The sequence below is a fragment of the Streptomyces sp. CoH27 genome (assembly GCF_020181035.1).
GTDB lineage: Bacteria > Actinomycetota > Actinomycetes > Streptomycetales > Streptomycetaceae > Streptomyces > Streptomyces camelliae.
This window is the reverse complement of sequence record NZ_JAIQYY010000025.1, coordinates 1-15,218: the sequence shown is the minus strand read 5'-3', so window position 1 is coordinate 15,218 and position 15,218 is coordinate 1. Positions and strand designations below refer to the sequence as shown.

The 15,218-nt window shown below is 71.2% G+C and carries 11 protein-coding genes, 1 pseudogene and 1 riboswitch; of the genes and pseudogenes, 10 read left to right on the top strand and 2 right to left on the bottom strand.

From position 1 onward, the window contains the following. Positions 1 to 60: 60 nt before the first annotated feature. The 4 genes from LE548_RS34625 to LE548_RS34610 all read left to right on the top strand — a co-directional run bounded on the left by LE548_RS34625 (position 61) and on the right by LE548_RS34610 (position 4,858). Positions 61 to 1,464 carry a pitrilysin family protein gene (locus LE548_RS34625; RefSeq protein ID WP_225100990.1) on the top strand — a complete coding sequence of 468 codons (1,404 nt, stop codon included), beginning with the start codon at positions 61 to 63 and terminating at the stop codon, positions 1,462 to 1,464. Then, complete coding sequence (locus tag LE548_RS34620) at positions 1,461 to 2,849, top strand: pitrilysin family protein (RefSeq protein ID WP_225100989.1); 1,389 nt, start codon at positions 1,461 to 1,463, stop codon at positions 2,847 to 2,849. The genes LE548_RS34625 and LE548_RS34620 overlap by 4 nt, the downstream gene beginning before the upstream one ends. 212 nt (positions 2,850 to 3,061) lie before the next feature. Continuing rightward, positions 3,062 to 3,221, top strand: a riboswitch (cyclic di-AMP (ydaO/yuaA leader). 12 nt (positions 3,222 to 3,233) lie between these two features. After that, positions 3,234 to 3,974: a M23 family metallopeptidase gene (locus LE548_RS34615; RefSeq protein ID WP_225100988.1), complete on the top strand. Its 741-nt coding sequence runs from the start codon at positions 3,234 to 3,236 to the stop codon at positions 3,972 to 3,974. A 197-nt stretch (positions 3,975 to 4,171) separates the two neighbouring features. After that, positions 4,172 to 4,858 carry a GntR family transcriptional regulator gene (locus LE548_RS34610; protein ID WP_225100987.1) on the top strand — a complete coding sequence of 229 codons (687 nt, stop codon included), beginning with the start codon at positions 4,172 to 4,174 and terminating at the stop codon, positions 4,856 to 4,858. Between the two features lie 171 nt (positions 4,859 to 5,029). Here LE548_RS34610 and LE548_RS34605 read toward each other — a convergent pair whose 3' ends face one another. Next, positions 5,030 to 5,311 (bottom strand): HPr family phosphocarrier protein, encoded by a 282-nt coding sequence (locus LE548_RS34605; RefSeq protein ID WP_225100986.1) that lies wholly within the window; start codon positions 5,309 to 5,311, stop codon positions 5,030 to 5,032. A 178-nt stretch (positions 5,312 to 5,489) separates the two neighbouring features. Here LE548_RS34605 and LE548_RS34600 point away from each other — a divergent pair, with 178 nt between their 5' ends. The 4 genes from LE548_RS34600 to LE548_RS34585 all read left to right on the top strand — a co-directional run bounded on the left by LE548_RS34600 (position 5,490) and on the right by LE548_RS34585 (position 11,549). Beyond that, on the top strand, positions 5,490 to 8,462 hold the full coding sequence (locus LE548_RS34600; protein WP_225100985.1) for a bifunctional GNAT family N-acetyltransferase/acetate--CoA ligase family protein: 2,973 nt from the start codon (positions 5,490 to 5,492) through the stop codon (positions 8,460 to 8,462). A gap of 436 nt (positions 8,463 to 8,898) precedes the next feature. Next, a complete protein-coding gene (locus tag LE548_RS34595) occupies positions 8,899 to 9,486 on the top strand; it encodes a DUF5998 family protein (protein ID WP_225100984.1) in 588 nt (195 codons plus the stop codon). Then, positions 9,486 to 10,679, top strand: coding sequence for an alkaline phosphatase family protein (locus LE548_RS34590; protein WP_225100983.1), 1,194 nt, complete (start codon positions 9,486 to 9,488; stop codon positions 10,677 to 10,679). Before LE548_RS34595 ends, LE548_RS34590 begins: the two co-directional genes overlap by 1 nt. A gap of 219 nt (positions 10,680 to 10,898) precedes the next feature. Then, positions 10,899 to 11,549, top strand: a complete 651-nt coding sequence (locus LE548_RS34585; protein ID WP_225100982.1) for a thymidine kinase — start codon at positions 10,899 to 10,901, stop codon at positions 11,547 to 11,549. Positions 11,550 to 13,014: 1,465 nt separating this feature from the next. Here LE548_RS34585 and LE548_RS34580 read toward each other — a convergent pair. Then, positions 13,015 to 13,827, bottom strand: coding sequence for an oxidoreductase (locus LE548_RS34580; protein ID WP_225100981.1), 813 nt, complete (start codon positions 13,825 to 13,827; stop codon positions 13,015 to 13,017). A 103-nt stretch (positions 13,828 to 13,930) separates the two neighbouring features. Here LE548_RS34580 and LE548_RS34575 point away from each other — a divergent pair, with 103 nt between their 5' ends. Together LE548_RS34575 and LE548_RS34570 are read left to right on the top strand one after the other, a co-directional pair. Next, positions 13,931 to 14,518, top strand: a complete 588-nt coding sequence (locus LE548_RS34575) for a TetR/AcrR family transcriptional regulator (protein WP_225100980.1) — start codon at positions 13,931 to 13,933, stop codon at positions 14,516 to 14,518. Positions 14,519 to 14,801: 283 nt separating this feature from the next. Continuing rightward, a pseudogene (locus tag LE548_RS34570) lies at positions 14,802 to 15,143 on the top strand (transposase); the annotation flags it as partial. Positions 15,144 to 15,218: the final 75 nt, after the last annotated feature.

The following is a 15,218-nucleotide window of genomic DNA, read 5'->3' as shown; positions in this document are numbered from 1 at the left end:
GCAGGAACGGCAGGAAAACCGCGGTGTGCACCACCGCATCCCCCATGCGAAGGGACGTACATGCCCATGGGTCACACGACCACAGCCGAGGCAGGCTCCGGGGGCCTGACAGCGACCGAGCACCGCCTGGCCAACGGTCTGCGCGTGGTGCTCTCCGAGGATCACCTGACCCCGGTGGCGGCGGTCTGCCTCTGGTACGACGTCGGCTCCCGCCACGAAGTCAAGGGGCGTACCGGCCTGGCTCACCTTTTCGAGCACTTGATGTTCCAGGGCTCGGGACAGGTGAAGGGCAACGGTCACTTCGAGCTGGTGCAGGGCGCCGGCGGCTCGCTCAACGGCACCACCAGCTTCGAGCGCACCAACTACTTCGAGACCATGCCCGCCCACCAGCTGGAGCTGGCGCTCTGGCTGGAGGCCGACCGCATGGGCTCGCTGCTGGCCGCCCTGGACGACGAGTCCATGGAGAACCAGCGGGACGTCGTCAAGAACGAGCGCCGTCAGCGCTACGACAACGTCCCCTACGGCACCGCCTTCGAGAAGCTGACCGCGCTCTCGTACCCGGAGGGCCACCCCTACCACCACACGCCGATCGGCTCGATGGCGGACCTGGACGCGGCCACCCTGGAGGACGCCCGCCAGTTCTTCCGCACCTACTACGCGCCGAACAACGCCGTGCTCTCGGTGGTCGGCGACATCGACCCGAAGCAGACCCTCGCCTGGGTCGAGAAGTACTTCGGCTCGATCCCCGCGCACGACGGCAAGCCCGCCCCCCGCGACGGCACCCTGCCGGAGGTCATCGGCGAGCAGAAGCGTGAGGTCGTCGTCGAGGAGGTCCCGGCGCGCGCCCTGATGGCCGCCTACCGGCTCCCGCACGACGGCACGCGCGCGTGCGATGCGGCCGACCTCGCCCTGACCGTCCTCGGCGGCGGCGAGTCCTCCCGGCTGTACAACCGGCTGGTGCGCCGCGACCGTACGGCCGTCGCGGCCGGCTTCGGTCTGCTGCGCCTCGCCGGCGCCCCCTCGATGGGCTGGCTGGACGTGAAGACCTCCGGGGATGTCGAGGTGCCGGTCATCGAGGCCGCCATCGACGAGGAGCTGGCCCGGTTCGCCGAGCAGGGCCCCACGCCGGAGGAAATGGAGCGCGCCCAGGCCCAGTTGGAGCGCGAGTGGCTGGACCGGCTGGGCACGGTCGCCGGCCGCGCCGACGAACTGTGCCGGTTCGCCGTCCTGTTCGGCGACCCGCAGCTCGCCCTCACCGCCGTCAAGCGCGTCCTGGAGATCACCCCGGAGGAGGTCCAGGAGGTCGCCAAGGCCCGCCTGCGCCCCGACAACCGCGCGGTCCTCGTCTACGAGCCACTGTCCGCCGAGTCCGCCGAGCACACCGAGGAAGCGGGGCGCGGCGAGGACCCGGAGCAGGAAGCGACCGTAGAGGCCGGCAACGAGAACGAGGAGACGGCCAAGTGACCGAGCTCGCCACCATGGACTTCCACCCCCAGCCCCAGCCCGGCGACGCCAAGCCTTGGGCGTTCCCGGCCCCCGAGCGCGGAGCGCTGGACAACGGCCTGACGGTGCTGCGCTGCCACCGCCCCGGTCAGCAGGTCGTCGCCGTCGAGGTGCTGCTGGACGCGCCCCTGGACGCCGAGCCGGCCGGCCTGGACGGCGTCGGCACGATCATGGCGCGGGCCTTCTCCGAGGGCACCGACAAGCACTCCGCCGAGGAGTTCGCCGCCGAGCTGGAGCGCGCGGGCGCCACGCTCGACGCGCACGCCGACCACCCGGGCGTCCGGCTCAGCCTGGAGGTGCCCGCCTCCCGGCTGGCCAAGGGCCTCGGCCTGCTCGCCGACGCCCTGCGCGCGCCCGCGTTCGCCGAGAGCGAGGTCGAGCGGCTGGTCCGCAACCGCCTGGACGAGATCCCGCACGAGCTGGCCAACCCCTCCCGCCGGGCCGCCAAGGAGCTCTCCAAGGAGCTGTTCCCGGCGAGCTCGCGCATGTCGCGCCCGCGCCAGGGCACCGAGGACACGGTCGAGAAGATCGACGCGGCTGCCGTACGCGCCTTCTACGACCGTCATGTCCGCCCCGCCACGGCCACCGCGGTCGTGGTCGGCGACCTGACCGGCGTCGACCTGGACGCCCTGCTCGGCGAGACCCTGGGCGCCTGGACGGGCACCCCGGGCGCGGCCCGTACGGTGCCGTCGGTGAGCGCCGACGACACCGGGCGCGTGGTCATCGTGGACCGGCCCGGCGCCGTCCAGACGCAGCTGCTCATCGGCCGCGTCGGCCCCGACCGACACGACCGCGTGTGGCCCGCCCAGGTACTCGGCACCTACTGCCTCGGCGGCACCCTCACCTCCCGCCTGGACCGCGTCCTGCGCGAGGAGAAGGGCTACACCTACGGTGTGCGCGCGTTCGGCCAGGTCCTGCGCTCCGCCGCGGACGGCACGGGCGTCTCGATGCTCGCCATCAGCGGCTCGGTGGACACGCCGAACACCGGTCCCGCGCTGGAGGACCTGTGGAAGGTGCTGCGCACCCTCGCGGCGGACGGCCTGACCGACGCCGAGCGGGACGTGGCCGTGCAGAACCTCGTCGGGGTGGCGCCGCTGAAGTACGAGACGGCGGCGGCCGTCGCGAGCACGCTCGCCGACCAGGTCGAGCAGCACCTGCCCGACGACTTCCAGGCGACGCTGTACCAGCAGCTGGCCGCGACGGGCACGGTGGAGGCCACGGCGGCCGTCGTGAACGCCTTCCCGGTGGACCGCCTGGTGACCGTCCTCGTCGGTGACGCCGCCCAGATCAAGGCGCCGGTGGAGGCGCTCGGCATCGGCGACGTCACCGTGGTGGCGGCCGAGTAACGCACGTGCGTGCGTGGGGCCCTGACGGCTTACGGGCCGTCAGGGCCCCTTGCTGTTCCACGTCCCTCCTCAGATGCCCGATTTGGGGCGGAGGTTGCCTGTCTGCCCTGTGGGATGCGCTACAAAACCCCGGATCCGTTTGGGGATCACCGACGGGCCCGCCTAGCGTCGTCCGGGCTGTTCGTCAGGCAGTGCGCCGCACCCGCGGCACCGGACAGCCATCGCCGAGTCCCCGTACGGCGCGAGCCAGGGGAGCCGGGGACCCAGGTCCCTTGGGGTGAATCGGATCGCCCACGCGTGCGTGGGGGGCCGTAGGAGACCTTCCTGCTCCGAACCCGTCAGCTAACCCGGCAGGCGAGAGGGAAGGAAAGGACCAGCCACTTCATGGCGTTCATGTGCGCCTCCGGGAAGCATCGCAAGCCCGGCCGGGTCAAGCGCACCACCGCTCAGGCGGCCGGTATCGCGGCCCTCACCACCGGAGTCGTCGGCACCCTCGCGGCCGCCCCGGCGTTCGCCGCCCAGAACTCCCCCGAGCAGACCGGCCTTACCCCGGTGATCACCGTGGGCGACGACATCGCCGCGAACATCGACGCGCAGGCCGCCGCCCAGCAGCGGGCCGCCGAGCATAAGGCGGCCGAGCAGGCCGCGGCCGAGCGGGCGCAGGAGATCCGCGAGGCCAAGGCCCGCGCCGCCCGCGAGGCCGAGCGCGAGCGGCTGAACCGCTTCGTCGCCCCGATCACCGACTCGTACGTCTCCACGGGCTACAAGGCCGGCAGCTCCCTGTGGTCCTCCGGTTCGCACACCGGCATCGACTTCCACGCGGCCAGCGGCACGCCCGTCCACGCGGTCGGTTCCGGCACAGTCGTCTCCACCGGCTGGGGCGGCGCGTACGGCAACCAGATCGTGATCCGGATGGCCGATGGCATGTACACCCAGTACGGCCACCTGTCGTCCATCGGGGTCACGGTGGGCCAGGAGGTCACCCCGGGCCAGCAGATCGGCCTGTCCGGCGCGACCGGCAACGTCACCGGGCCGCACCTCCACTTCGAGGCCCGGGCCACCCCCGACTACGGCTCGGACGTCGACCCCGTCGCCTATCTCCGCAAGCACGGCGTGAACGTCTGACCCATCCCCGCACGGCATCCGCGGCCCCGGCTCACCGAGCCGGGGCTTTCGCCGTTTTTCACGCTGTCCGCCGGGGGTCTGTCCAAAAAACCTCCATGGATTCCGGCCCGCCGTCGGAAATTCCGGCTCATTGGAATAGAGTCACGGAACACACGTCCATCGTCGACGTTTCACGGGGATTAAGGCGGAGGTCGGTCATGCGTATTCCGGCGCACTCGGTATGCACGGCGATCCGGGACGACATCGTCGCCGGTGTCTACGAGCGCGGCAGCCGGCTGACCGAGGAAGTCCTGGCGCGTCGTTACGGCGTCTCGCGCGTCCCCGTCCGCGAGGCGCTGCGCACTCTGGAGGCGGAGGGCTTCGTGGTGACGCGCCGGCACGCGGGCGCGTGCGTGGCCGAGCCGACCGAGCAGGAGGCCGCCGACCTGCTGGAGATGCGCATGCTCCTGGAGCCGCTCGGGGCCGCCCGGGCCGCCCAGCGGCGCACGGAGGCGCATCTCAAGGTGCTGCGTGGCCTGGTGAGGCTGGGGCAGGAGCGGGCCAGGCGGGGCAGCAGCGAGGATCTGCGCTCGCTGGGCGGCTGGTTCCACGAGACGCTCGCCCAGGCCTGCGGCAGCCCGTCGCTGACCTCCATGCTGACCCAGCTGCGGCACAAGATCGCCTGGATGTACACGGTGGAGGCGCCGCCCAGTCCGGCCGATTCCTGGGCGGAGCACGGCGCGATCGTGGACGCGGTGGCGCGCGGCGACGGCGAGCGCGCGCGGGCGCTCACGGCGCTGCATGGCGAGCGCACGACGGCCGCGCACCGGCTGCGTTTTTCCGGTGCCGGTGAGCGTGTGAGGACTTCGCAACACGTCGTAAACACGTCGGGCCCGCGGCATTAACACGCGCGCCGTATACAAAGAAGAGTAATTCGGCGCGGTGTATTTCTGCTGCCTGAATTACTGGTGTGCCCGCGTATTCCCTAAAGGTGGCCGAGCTGTGCCGCCCGGGAAACGGCGAAGCCGCGCCGCCCGGAAAGGGTGACGCGGCTTCGCGGTTCTGCGCGTGGGCGGTCAGACCGTCTCGGGCAGTTCTTCCAGACCCTCGGCGACCAGCTTGGCCAGCCGGTCCAGGGCGATGTCCGCGCCCTCGGCGTCGGAGGCGAGGACGATCTCCTCGCCCCCCTGGGCGCCGAGGCCGAGGACGGCCAGCATGGAGGCCGCGTTGACGGGGGTGCCGTCAGCCTTGGCGATCGTCACCGGGACGCCTGCGGCCGTGGCGGCTCGGACGAAGATGGAGGCGGGGCGGGCGTGGAGGCCCTCGGCCCAGCCGACGTTGACGCGGCGCTCAGCCATGTGTTGCTGCCCTTCGGTGTTCAGGGTTGTCTAGACCAGTTTCCCATATCGTGAAGCATGCCTGGAGCGGACGTCCGTCCGCCCCTGGCGTGTCGTCGGACCGCGGCCTCGGTCCGGGTTTTCGTCCTCCACAGACTGCCTCGCGCCGTTGTCGGACGCGAGCCGTACTCTGGGGCCCATGCAGACCTCGGCGGGCCGGCAGGACCGGCACGAGTACCCCGCCCACTGGGAGGCGGACGTGGTGCTGCGCGACGGGGGTACCGCGCGCATCCGGCCCATCACCGTTGATGACGCCGACCGCCTGGTCAGCTTCTACGAGCAGGTCTCGGACGAGTCGAAGTACTACCGCTTCTTCGCGCCGTACCCACGACTGTCCGCCAAGGACGTCCACCGCTTCACGCACCACGACTTTGTGGACCGGGTGGGACTCGCGGCCACCATCGGCGGCGAGTTCATCGCCACCGTACGCTATGACCGCATCGGCGCCGACGGTCTGCCCGCCTCCGCGCCTGCGGACGAGGCCGAGGTCGCCTTCCTGGTGCAGGACGCGCACCAGGGCCGCGGGGTCGCCTCCGCCCTGCTGGAGCATGTCGCGGCCGTCGCGCGCGAGCGCGGCATCCGCCGCTTCGCCGCCGAGGTGCTGCCCGCCAACACCAAGATGATCAAGGTGTTCACGGACGCCGGGTACACCCAGAAGCGCAGCTTCGAGGACGGCGTCGTCCGCCTGGAGTTCGACCTCGAACCCACCGACCGCTCGCTCGCCGTGCAGCGCGCGCGGGAGCAGCGCGCCGAGGCCCGCTCGGTACGGCGGCTGCTCGCGCCCGGTTCGGTGGCGGTCATCGGTGTCGGCCGCGCTCCCGGGGGAGTCGGCCGCAGCGTCCTCGACAACATCAGGGACGGTGGCTACGGCGGCCGGCTGCACGCCGTGAACCGGGCCTTCCCCGAGGACCTCAAGGAGGTCGACGGGGTGCCCGCGCACCGCTCGGTGCGGGAGATCGACGGCCCGGTCGACCTCGCCGTGATCGCCGTACCGGCCGATCACGTGCCCGCCGTGGTCGCCGAGTGCGGTGAGCACGGCGTGCAGGGGCTCGTCGTCCTGTCCGCCGGATATGCCGAGAGCGGGCCCGAAGGGCGGGAGCGGCAGCGGGCCCTCGTGCGGCACGCGCGCGCATACGGCATGCGGCTCATCGGCCCCAACGCCTTCGGCATCATCAACACCGCCCCCGGCGTCCGGCTGAACGCCTCGCTCGCCCCCGAGATGCCCCGCCCCGGCCGCATCGGGCTGTTCGCCCAGTCGGGCGCCATCGGCATCGCCCTGCTGTCCCGGCTGCACCGGCGCGGGGGAGGGGTCACCGGGGTCACGGGCGTCTCCACGTTCGTCTCCGCCGGCAACCGCGCGGACGTCTCCGGCAACGACGTCCTGCAGTACTGGTACGACGACCCCGAGACCGACGTCGCCCTCATGTACCTGGAATCCATCGGCAACCCGCGCAAGTTCACCCGCCTCGCGCGGCGGACGGCGGCGGCGAAGCCGCTCGTCGTGGTGCAGGGGGTCGGTTCCGCGCCGCAGGGGCACGCGGTGCGCGCGACCCGGCTGCCGCACGCCACCGTCTCCGCGCTGCTGCGGCAGGCCGGGGTGCTCCGGGTCGACACGATCACGGAACTGGTCGACACCGGCCTGCTGCTCGCCCGCCAGCCGCTGCCGGCCGGGCCGAGGGTGGCGATCCTCGGCAACTCCGAGTCGCTGGGGGCGCTGGCGTACGACCGCTGCCTCGCGGAGGGCCTGCGGCCGGCCCGGCCGGTGGACCTGACGACCCGGGCGACGGCGGAGGACTTCCACCGGGCGCTGTCCGCCGCGCTGGCCGACGACACGGTCGACTCCGTCGTGGTGACGGCGATCCCGGCGATCGGGGAGGGCTCGCCAGGGGATGCGGAGCTGGCGGAGGCGCTCCGGTCCGCGGCGGCGGCCGTTCCGGGCAAACCGGTGCTGGTGGTGCATGTGGAGCTCGGGGGGCTCGCGCAGGCGTTGTCGGCTGCGGCCAGTACCGCACCCGCGGCCGCCGACAAGGCACCCGGAACGGCAGGCGACGCCCACCGTTTCGAGCCGGGGGACCCCCATCGCCCTGCAGACCTGCCCACCGCGGGGGCGGGCGCCGGGGCGGTACCGCCGCCCCCCGGGGTGGCGCCCACGGTCCGTGCGAGCGGCAGTGAGCCCCACGCCATGGCGGACGCGGTCGGCAGGGAACCCGCCGTTCGGGGCGATGCGCCGGTGCCACCCCCCGACGGCACCCGCCTCATCCCTGCCTACCCCGCCGCCGAACGCGCGGTCCGGGCCCTCGCCGAAGCCGTGAAGTACGGGCAGTGGCGGCGGGAGGCGGCCGATCCGGGGAAGGTTCCGGAGTACGACGACATCGACGAGAAGGGGGCCGCCCGGCTGATCGGGGAGTTGCTCGCGCGCGGGGAAGGGCTCACGATCCCCGCCGCCGAGACCTGCGAGCTGCTCGGGAAGTACGGCATCCGTGTCCGCCAGGCCCTGCCCGCCCCCACCCCCGACGCCGCCGCCGAAGCCGCCCGCGCCCTCGGCTATCCGGTCGCCCTCAAGGCCACCGCCCCGCATCTGCGGCACCGCGCGGACCTGGGCGGCGTACGCCTCGATCTCGCGGACGAGGAGCAACTGCGCCGGGCGTACGCCGAGTTGACCGAGCTGTTCGGGACGCCGGCGGATCTGCGGCCGGTGGTGCAGGGCATGGCGCCCAGGGGCGTCGACACCGTCGTGCGCGCGGTGATCGATCCCGCCGCCGGCGCCGTGCTGTCCTTCGGGCTCGCCGGGGCCGCCTCCCAGCTGCTCGGCGACATGGCGCACCGGCTGGTCCCGGTCACCGACCGCGAGGCGACGTCGCTCGTGCGGTCGATCCGCACGGCCCCGCTGCTGTTCGGCTGGCGCGGCTCCACACCCGTCGACACCCCGGCGCTGGAGGAGCTGCTGCTGCGGGTGTCCCGGCTGGTCGACGATCACCCGGAGGTGGTCGCGGTCACCCTGGAGCCGGTCGTCGTCGCCCCGCACGGCGTCAGCGTCCTCGGCGCCACGGTACGGCTCGCACCGCCGCCCGCCCGTGACGACCTGGGTCCGCGCACGATGCCCGCCTACTGAAGCAGGAACCCATGGAGATCGCCGGCCGGCACCTGCCCGAGGGCAGCTGGTGGGACTGGGAAGTGATCGTCTGGGACGGCGGGCACCTGGGGCCGGCCGCCGGCCACGACCTCACGTGTCCACCACGGCCTGGAGGTCGTCTTCACCGCCCCGGGCTTCGTCGCGTGCCCCTCCGCCTTCCAGGACCCCGTCGTCCGCGATCCCATCGCCGAGGAGACGGCCCGGCTGCGGCGAGCGCTCGACGGGACGCCGCCCGTCGTGGTCGCCTTCGAGGCGGACGCCGGCGGGCCCGCACCGGTCTCGTGCCTGGTGGCCGCGGAGGGGCTGGACATCCTGCCGGGGCTTGTCCGCAGGCACCCACGCGCGCGTGAACGGCCTGCCCCCGGTCCTGCCGACTGGCCCGGAGCGCCCCTGCCCACGGATTAGGATGGACGCCATGGCCAAGACCAGTACGACGACCCAGGGGCTGCGCGCGGCGATCGAGCGCAGCGGCTACTACCCGGCCCTCGTGGCCGAGGCGGTGGAGGCCGCCGTGGGCGGCGAGCCGATCCGGTCGTACCTGGTCCACCAGGAGACCACGTTCGACCAGAACGAGGTGCGCCGGCATGTGACCGTCCTGGTCCTCACCGGCAACCGCTTCATCGTCAGCCACACCGACGAGCAGGCCGCCGACAGCACCTCCCCGACGCCGTACGCCACCACCTCCACCGAGTCCGTGAAGCTCGGCCGGATCTCCTCGGTCGTGGTCAGCCGGGTCGTGGCGAACCCCGAGCAGTACACGCCGGGCGCCCTGCCCCGCGAGGTCGTGCTGACCATCGGCTGGGGCGCGGTCAGCCGCATCGACCTGGAGCCCGCCGCCTGCGGCGACCCCAACTGCGACGCCGACCACGGCTACACGGGCAGCTCCACGGCGGACGACCTCAGCCTGCGCGTCAGCGAGGCCGGGGACGGCCCGGAGACGGTGCGCCAGGCGCTCGCCTTCGCGCAGTCCATCTCGGAGGCGACCGCGGACATCACGCGCTGATGACCCAGCTCTCCTCCGCCTGGGACCACCCGGAGCCCCTCGCCCTCGCCACCGCCCCGCTGCCCGAGTACGGCACCGGCTCCCTCGCCGACCTGCTGCCCACCCTGGCCGCAGGGATGGGCGTACCCGGCCTGACCGCCACGATTCCGGAACTGACCGCGGCCGACCGGGTCTGTGTCTTCCTGGTCGACGGGCTCGGCTGGGAGCAGCTGAGGGACCACCCCGACGAGGCCCCCTTCCTGACCTCGCTGCTCGGCAGCTCGCGCGGCGGCACCGGCAGGCCGCTCACCGCCGGCTACCCGGCGACCACCGCGACCTCCCTCGCCTCCGTCGGCACCGGCCTGCCGCCCGGCGCCCATGGCCTGCCCGGCTACACCGTGCGCAACCCGGACACCGGCGCGCTGATGAACCAGCTCCGCTTCCAGCCGTACACCGACCCGCGCCCCTGGCAGCCGTACCCCACCGTCTTCCAGCTGGCCCACGAGGCCGGGGTGCACTCCGCCCAGGTGTCCTCGCCGGCCTTCCAGCACACCCCGCTCACCAGGATCGCGCTCAGCGGCGGCACCTTCCACGGCCGGCTGACCGGCGAGGAGCGCATGGACGTCGCCGCCGAGCAACTGGCCGCCGGGGACCGCTCGCTGGTCTACACGTACTACTCCGAGCTGGACGGCTCCGGGCACCGCTACGGCGTCGGCTCCGACACCTGGCGCGGCCAGCTGATGTACGTCGACCGGCTCGCGCAGCGCCTCGCCGAGCAACTGCCCCCGCGCAGCGCGCTCTATGTCACAGCCGACCACGGCATGGTCGACGTGCCGTTCGACGACGAGCACCGCATCGATTTCGACACGGACTGGGAGCTGCGGGCCGGGGTCGCCCTGCTCGGCGGCGAGGGCCGCGCGCGGCACGTGTACGCGGTGCCAGGGGCCGAGAACGACGTACTGACCTGCTGGCGCGAGGTGCTCGGCGAGCAATTCTGGGTGGCCTCGCGGGACGAGGCGATCGCGGCGGGCTGGTTCGGGCCGCACGTCGACGAGCGGGTGTACGCCAGGCTCGGGGACGTGATCGCGGCCGCGCACGACGACGTCCTGATCATCGCCACCGAGCGGGAGCCCAAGGAGTCGGCGCTCGTCGGCAACCACGGCTCGATGACCGCCGCCGAGCAGCTTGTCCCGCTGCTCGAAGTACGCTCCTGAAGCCCGCTGTCCCGACTCTTCGCCGAAAGGTGCTCAACTCCTCATGCCCGAGCTGGTGTTCTTCTCCGGAACGATGGACTGCGGGAAGTCGACCGACTTGCTTGGGTATTCACCATCGAACGGCTGTGTCGTGGGCGGTGCTGTGTCATCTGATGATGCATTTGTCCGCATTGGCGATGTTCGTCGTCTTCGTTCGACTCGAAAGGTCCCGAGTCTCTGATGTCTGAATTGGTGTTCTTCTCGGGGACGATGGACTGTGGGAAGTCAACTCTGGCGCTACAAATCGAACATAATCGAACGGCGCGTGGTCTGCAGGGGATGATCTTCACGCGTGATGACCGTGCGGGTGTGGGCAAGCTGTCGTCGCGTCTGGGGCTGGTGACCGACGCGGTGGAGGCCGGGCCGGGGCTGGATCTGTACGGATATGTGGTGGAGCAGTTGTCTCGGGGTGGCCGGGTCGACTACGTGATCGTGGACGAGGCCCAGTTCCTGTTGTCCGGGCAGATCGACCAACTGGCCCGGATCGTGGACGACCTGGAGCTGGACGTCTTCGCGTTCGGCATCACCACCGACTTCCGGACGAGGCTCTTCCCCGGCTCGCAGCGTCTGATCGAACTTGCCGATCGCCTGGAGACTTTGCAGGTTGAGGCGATGTGCTGGTGCGGTGCTCGGGCCACGCACAATGCGCGCACCGTGGGTGGAGAGATGGTCGTCGAGGGGGAGCAGGTCGTCGTGGGTGACGTGGCTCAGTCGGCGGCGGAGGTCGGGTACGAGGTGCTCTGTCGACGTCATCACCGCAGACGGATGACGAGCGCCTCGGCGCGGGCAGCGGCGCTGTCGCCGGACGTGCTGCCCGTCACCGCCACTTGACTTCTGGCCGGCGAAAAGCGCGTCGACCTGCTTGTCGGCCACACCGGCCACGGGGAGCAGGAGGCTCTGAGTCATGGGCCCGGGAGGATGGCCTTGGCCGCAGGTTCGAGTCCTGGACAGGAGCTGCAGAACATGGGCAGCGGAACGGTCGCGGATGCGGGGGGACGTTGGTGGCGCCGGCGGCCGTGTCGCTCTGAACCCGGCGTACAGCCCGACTCGTCTGCCATTGATGCCCTGACCTGGGGAAACGACCTGGTCAGAGCCCCAATGCATCGGAGTGGAGTTCCCGCCTGTACCTGCGGTTTCCTGGGAGTTCCTGGGCGGTTGTGCACTGGATGTGCATTGATCTTGGGCCGCCAAGAGACTCCGTCTCAGCGGCAGGACAGTACGTTTCCCTGGAGCCGAGCGGTGTCGTGTGCCGGGTGACGGCTCATGGCTGTCGAGCCCTGGCGAGGTGTAACAGGGCCCTGGGCGTCGTAGGGGAGTTCAGCGGCGCTGAGGAGCGTGTCTGCGAACGTGATGGAGTTCCGGTTCAGTGCAGGAAGTCCACCACGTCGCTGACTTGGGGAATGAGATTCCAAAGTACAAGTGGCTTGCGATGCCGGGTTGGGTCGGCCCGTCGCTGATCATTGACTGACGTCCTCCGTGGCGGCCCTCGAAAATGAGGGCCGCCACGGAGGACGGCTCGGCGCTGTCGGGGGCGTCCTGGTCCATTTCGAATGCTGCGTCAGGCAACGTTTGCTCTGCTGACGACCTTGCGTAGCCGTTCGTCGGTGCCGTGCTTCCTGCCTGAGACGTCGCGGTGTAGCCGGCGAATTCAGTGGAGAGCGGGGGACGAACAACCGGGCGAGGAGGTCATGTCCCGCCTCGTGCAACGCCAGTGCGTTAAGGGTGTGTGCGCTCTGTCAAGAGGGCGGGACCTCTGGTAGTTCGCATGGTGTCGAAGCCATTGCGAGTGTCCCGGAGGTCCCGTTGTTACAGAATTCTGTCAGCGTCAGGTCCGGCGCGACAGCCCTGGACGTGTACGCGCCTGGCCATCTGGGCGAGTTGACCGAGATCATCGACCCCGAGTTACTGATCGTTTCAGAATGACTTTCGAGGCGACGGAGGCGTCGAAGACCCGGCAGACCGGCGAGCCGGGATGCGACGGCGAACCGGGCACAGGCGGTCGGTCCGGCGGCACGGTCTCCGACGTCCCCAAGGCGGCAGGCGGTACCGGTGGCAAGGGCGGCGGCTGCGGCGGCCGGGGAGCGGACTTCACCGAGTCACCGACAACCGACCCCTCACGCCTCCGGACAGCGTGGGCTACGGAGGTGCCGGCGGAGGCGGCGGCTGGGGCGGCTGCGGGGCAGACGGCGACACCAACCAGAGGGACAGCGACAACTACCCGTGCAACGGCAGCCGGGGAGGGCTCGCCCGTGACGGAGGCAAGGGTGGCGACGGCTATGTCCTCATCACCCCCTGGTCAGGCGGGTAGCTGGTTCAGCTTGCGGATCTGGCGGTCGAAGGCACGAGCGGGTACGAGGCGGCGCAGGGTGCTGACGCGTCCGGCGGTGGGTCCGGCGGGGTAGCGCAGCTTCGGCTTCGGGTCGGTCGCCGCGGCGACGATCGCCTTGGCGACGGTGGCGGGGTCGTCGCCGTCCTTCATCGCCGCGGCCATCACGCGCTCGAAGACCTGGCGCTGCTGCTCGTAGACCGGTAGGGGCGTGGCGGGTTTCGGGGAGTTGGCCTCGAACGCGGTCCTGGTCACGGCGGGCTCGACGAGCAGTACGCGGACGCCGTGCTGGCGGACCTCGTGGTCCATGGACTCGGAGTAGCCCTCGACGGCGTGCTTCGACGCGGCGTAGGCGGCCATGTAGGGCGCGGGGACGAACCCGAGGACGGACGAGATGTTGATGATCCGGCCGCTGCCCTGGGTGCGCATGTGCGGCAGGACGGCCTTGGTCATGCGGATCAGTCCGAAGACATTGATGTCGAACAGCTGTTGGTCCTGGCCGAGGGAGCGTTCCTCCCCGGCGCCTGCAGAGCCGATGCCGGCGTTGTTGACCAGGACGTCGATCCGCCCGAACTGCTCGATCACGCGGTCGACCAGGCTGGCCACCGAGGTGTCGCTTGCCACGTCGAGGTCGAGGAACGTCACGCCCTCGCGGCGATCCCCTGAGGCTCGGCGGCTCGTGCCGACGACCTCGAATCCCGCATCGACGAGCGCGAAGGCGGCTGCCTTGCCGATGCCTGACGATGCTCCGGTCACGAGTGCTACCGGCCGGTTCGTGGTCATGATGGGCCTCCCATTGATTGGATTATGACCGTAATGCAATTACTCTAGGACGGGAAACGGAGAGCGGCAAGCGGCCTCTCCGCCCAAGCGCGAGGAGGAGCGCGTGGCGCGCTACGCGAAAGACCACAAGCAAGCGACGCGGCAGCGGATCATCGAGGCCGCCGGCCGCCGGTTCAAGAAGGACGGCATCGACGGCTCCGGAGTCTCCACGCTGATGTCGGACGCGGGGCTGACCAACGGCGCCTTCTACGCCCACTTCGCCTCCAAGGAGGACCTCGTCGCGAACGCCCTCGCCGACCAGCTCGGCGCGCAGAACGCGAGCCTCGAAGCACTCGCGCCCGGCCGCGCCGGGCTCGAACAGTTCGTCCGCGCCTACCTGTCCGCCGAGCACCGTGACGCCCCTGAGAACGGCTGCCCCACGGCAGCTCTCCTCGACGAGATCGGGCGATGCACGGACGCAACCAAGCAGGCGTTCACCAACGGGCTACTGAGCGTCATCGACGACATCGCCGCCCGCCTGGCACCCGACAACCCGCCCTCGGCACGCGCACAGGCGCTCGGCGTCTTCGCCATGATGGTCGGGACGCTCCAACTCGCCCGCGCCCTGGCCGATCCCAAGCTCGCCGACGACGTCCTCGACCAGGGTGTCCACAACGCCCTCGCGCTGCTGGACGCCCGACCTGCTCGGTAGGGCCGCGTCCGACGGCCTTCGTGAGGGCGCGCCGTCCGGCGATCGTGAATGCCTTCAACCAGCACCCCCACCGGGCGTTCCGGGCACGCGAGCTACACGAACTCCTCGGCATGCCCACTGACGAGGCATCCGTCAACATCACCCGCAGCCGCCTCGGACACCTCACCCGTCAAGTTTCCTCACCCAACCCGGACGAGGCCCTACGTGAAACGGACTTTACGTCCACTCAGGTGAGTGAGCAGTGGACCTTGCATTTGGCGATCTTGGTCGGCAGGGTGTCCGGATGCGTGTTGATCTCGTACCGGATGACCTGTGGGAGCGGGTGGCTGCGGTGTTGCCGCCCGCTCCTGAGCGGCGCCACCGCCACCCCGGGCGACTGCGAGTCCCGGACCGGGCGGCCCTGGCCGGCATCATCTACGTGCTGCGGACCGGTGTCGCATGGCGCGATGTCCCCGCGCAGGCCGTGGGCTGCTCCGGAGTCACGGCCTGGCGCCGGCTGCGAGACTGGACGGAAGCCGGCATCTGGCCTCGCCTGCACGCCGCGCTGCTGACCGAACTTCGCCGCGCGGACCTTCTGGACCTGGACGACTGCGCCGTGGACGGCTCGCACGTCCGGGCCCTCAAAGGGTGCCCCTATGGTTTTCGTCAAGCCGCGGAGGCGAGCGGGGGTTCGTAGAAGGTGCCGTCTCGCAGCATGGCG

Excerpts from the sequence above, each read along its gene's own strand:
- LE548_RS34625 (WP_225100990.1), top strand. The coding sequence starts at position 61 with ATGCCCATGGGTCACACGACCACAGCCGAGGCAGGCTCCGGGGGCCTG.
- LE548_RS34615 (WP_225100988.1), top strand. The coding sequence starts at position 3,234 with ATGGCGTTCATGTGCGCCTCCGGGAAGCATCGCAAGCCCGGCCGGGTC.
- LE548_RS34610 (WP_225100987.1), top strand. The coding sequence starts at position 4,172 with ATGCGTATTCCGGCGCACTCGGTATGCACGGCGATCCGGGACGACATC.
- LE548_RS34605 (WP_225100986.1), bottom strand. The coding sequence starts at position 5,311 with ATGGCTGAGCGCCGCGTCAACGTCGGCTGGGCCGAGGGCCTCCACGCC.
- LE548_RS34600 (WP_225100985.1), top strand. The coding sequence starts at position 5,490 with ATGCAGACCTCGGCGGGCCGGCAGGACCGGCACGAGTACCCCGCCCAC.
- LE548_RS34595 (WP_225100984.1), top strand. The coding sequence starts at position 8,899 with ATGGCCAAGACCAGTACGACGACCCAGGGGCTGCGCGCGGCGATCGAG.
- LE548_RS34590 (WP_225100983.1), top strand. The coding sequence starts at position 9,486 with ATGACCCAGCTCTCCTCCGCCTGGGACCACCCGGAGCCCCTCGCCCTC.
- LE548_RS34585 (WP_225100982.1), top strand. The coding sequence starts at position 10,899 with ATGTCTGAATTGGTGTTCTTCTCGGGGACGATGGACTGTGGGAAGTCA.
- LE548_RS34580 (WP_225100981.1), bottom strand. The coding sequence starts at position 13,827 with ATGACCACGAACCGGCCGGTAGCACTCGTGACCGGAGCATCGTCAGGC.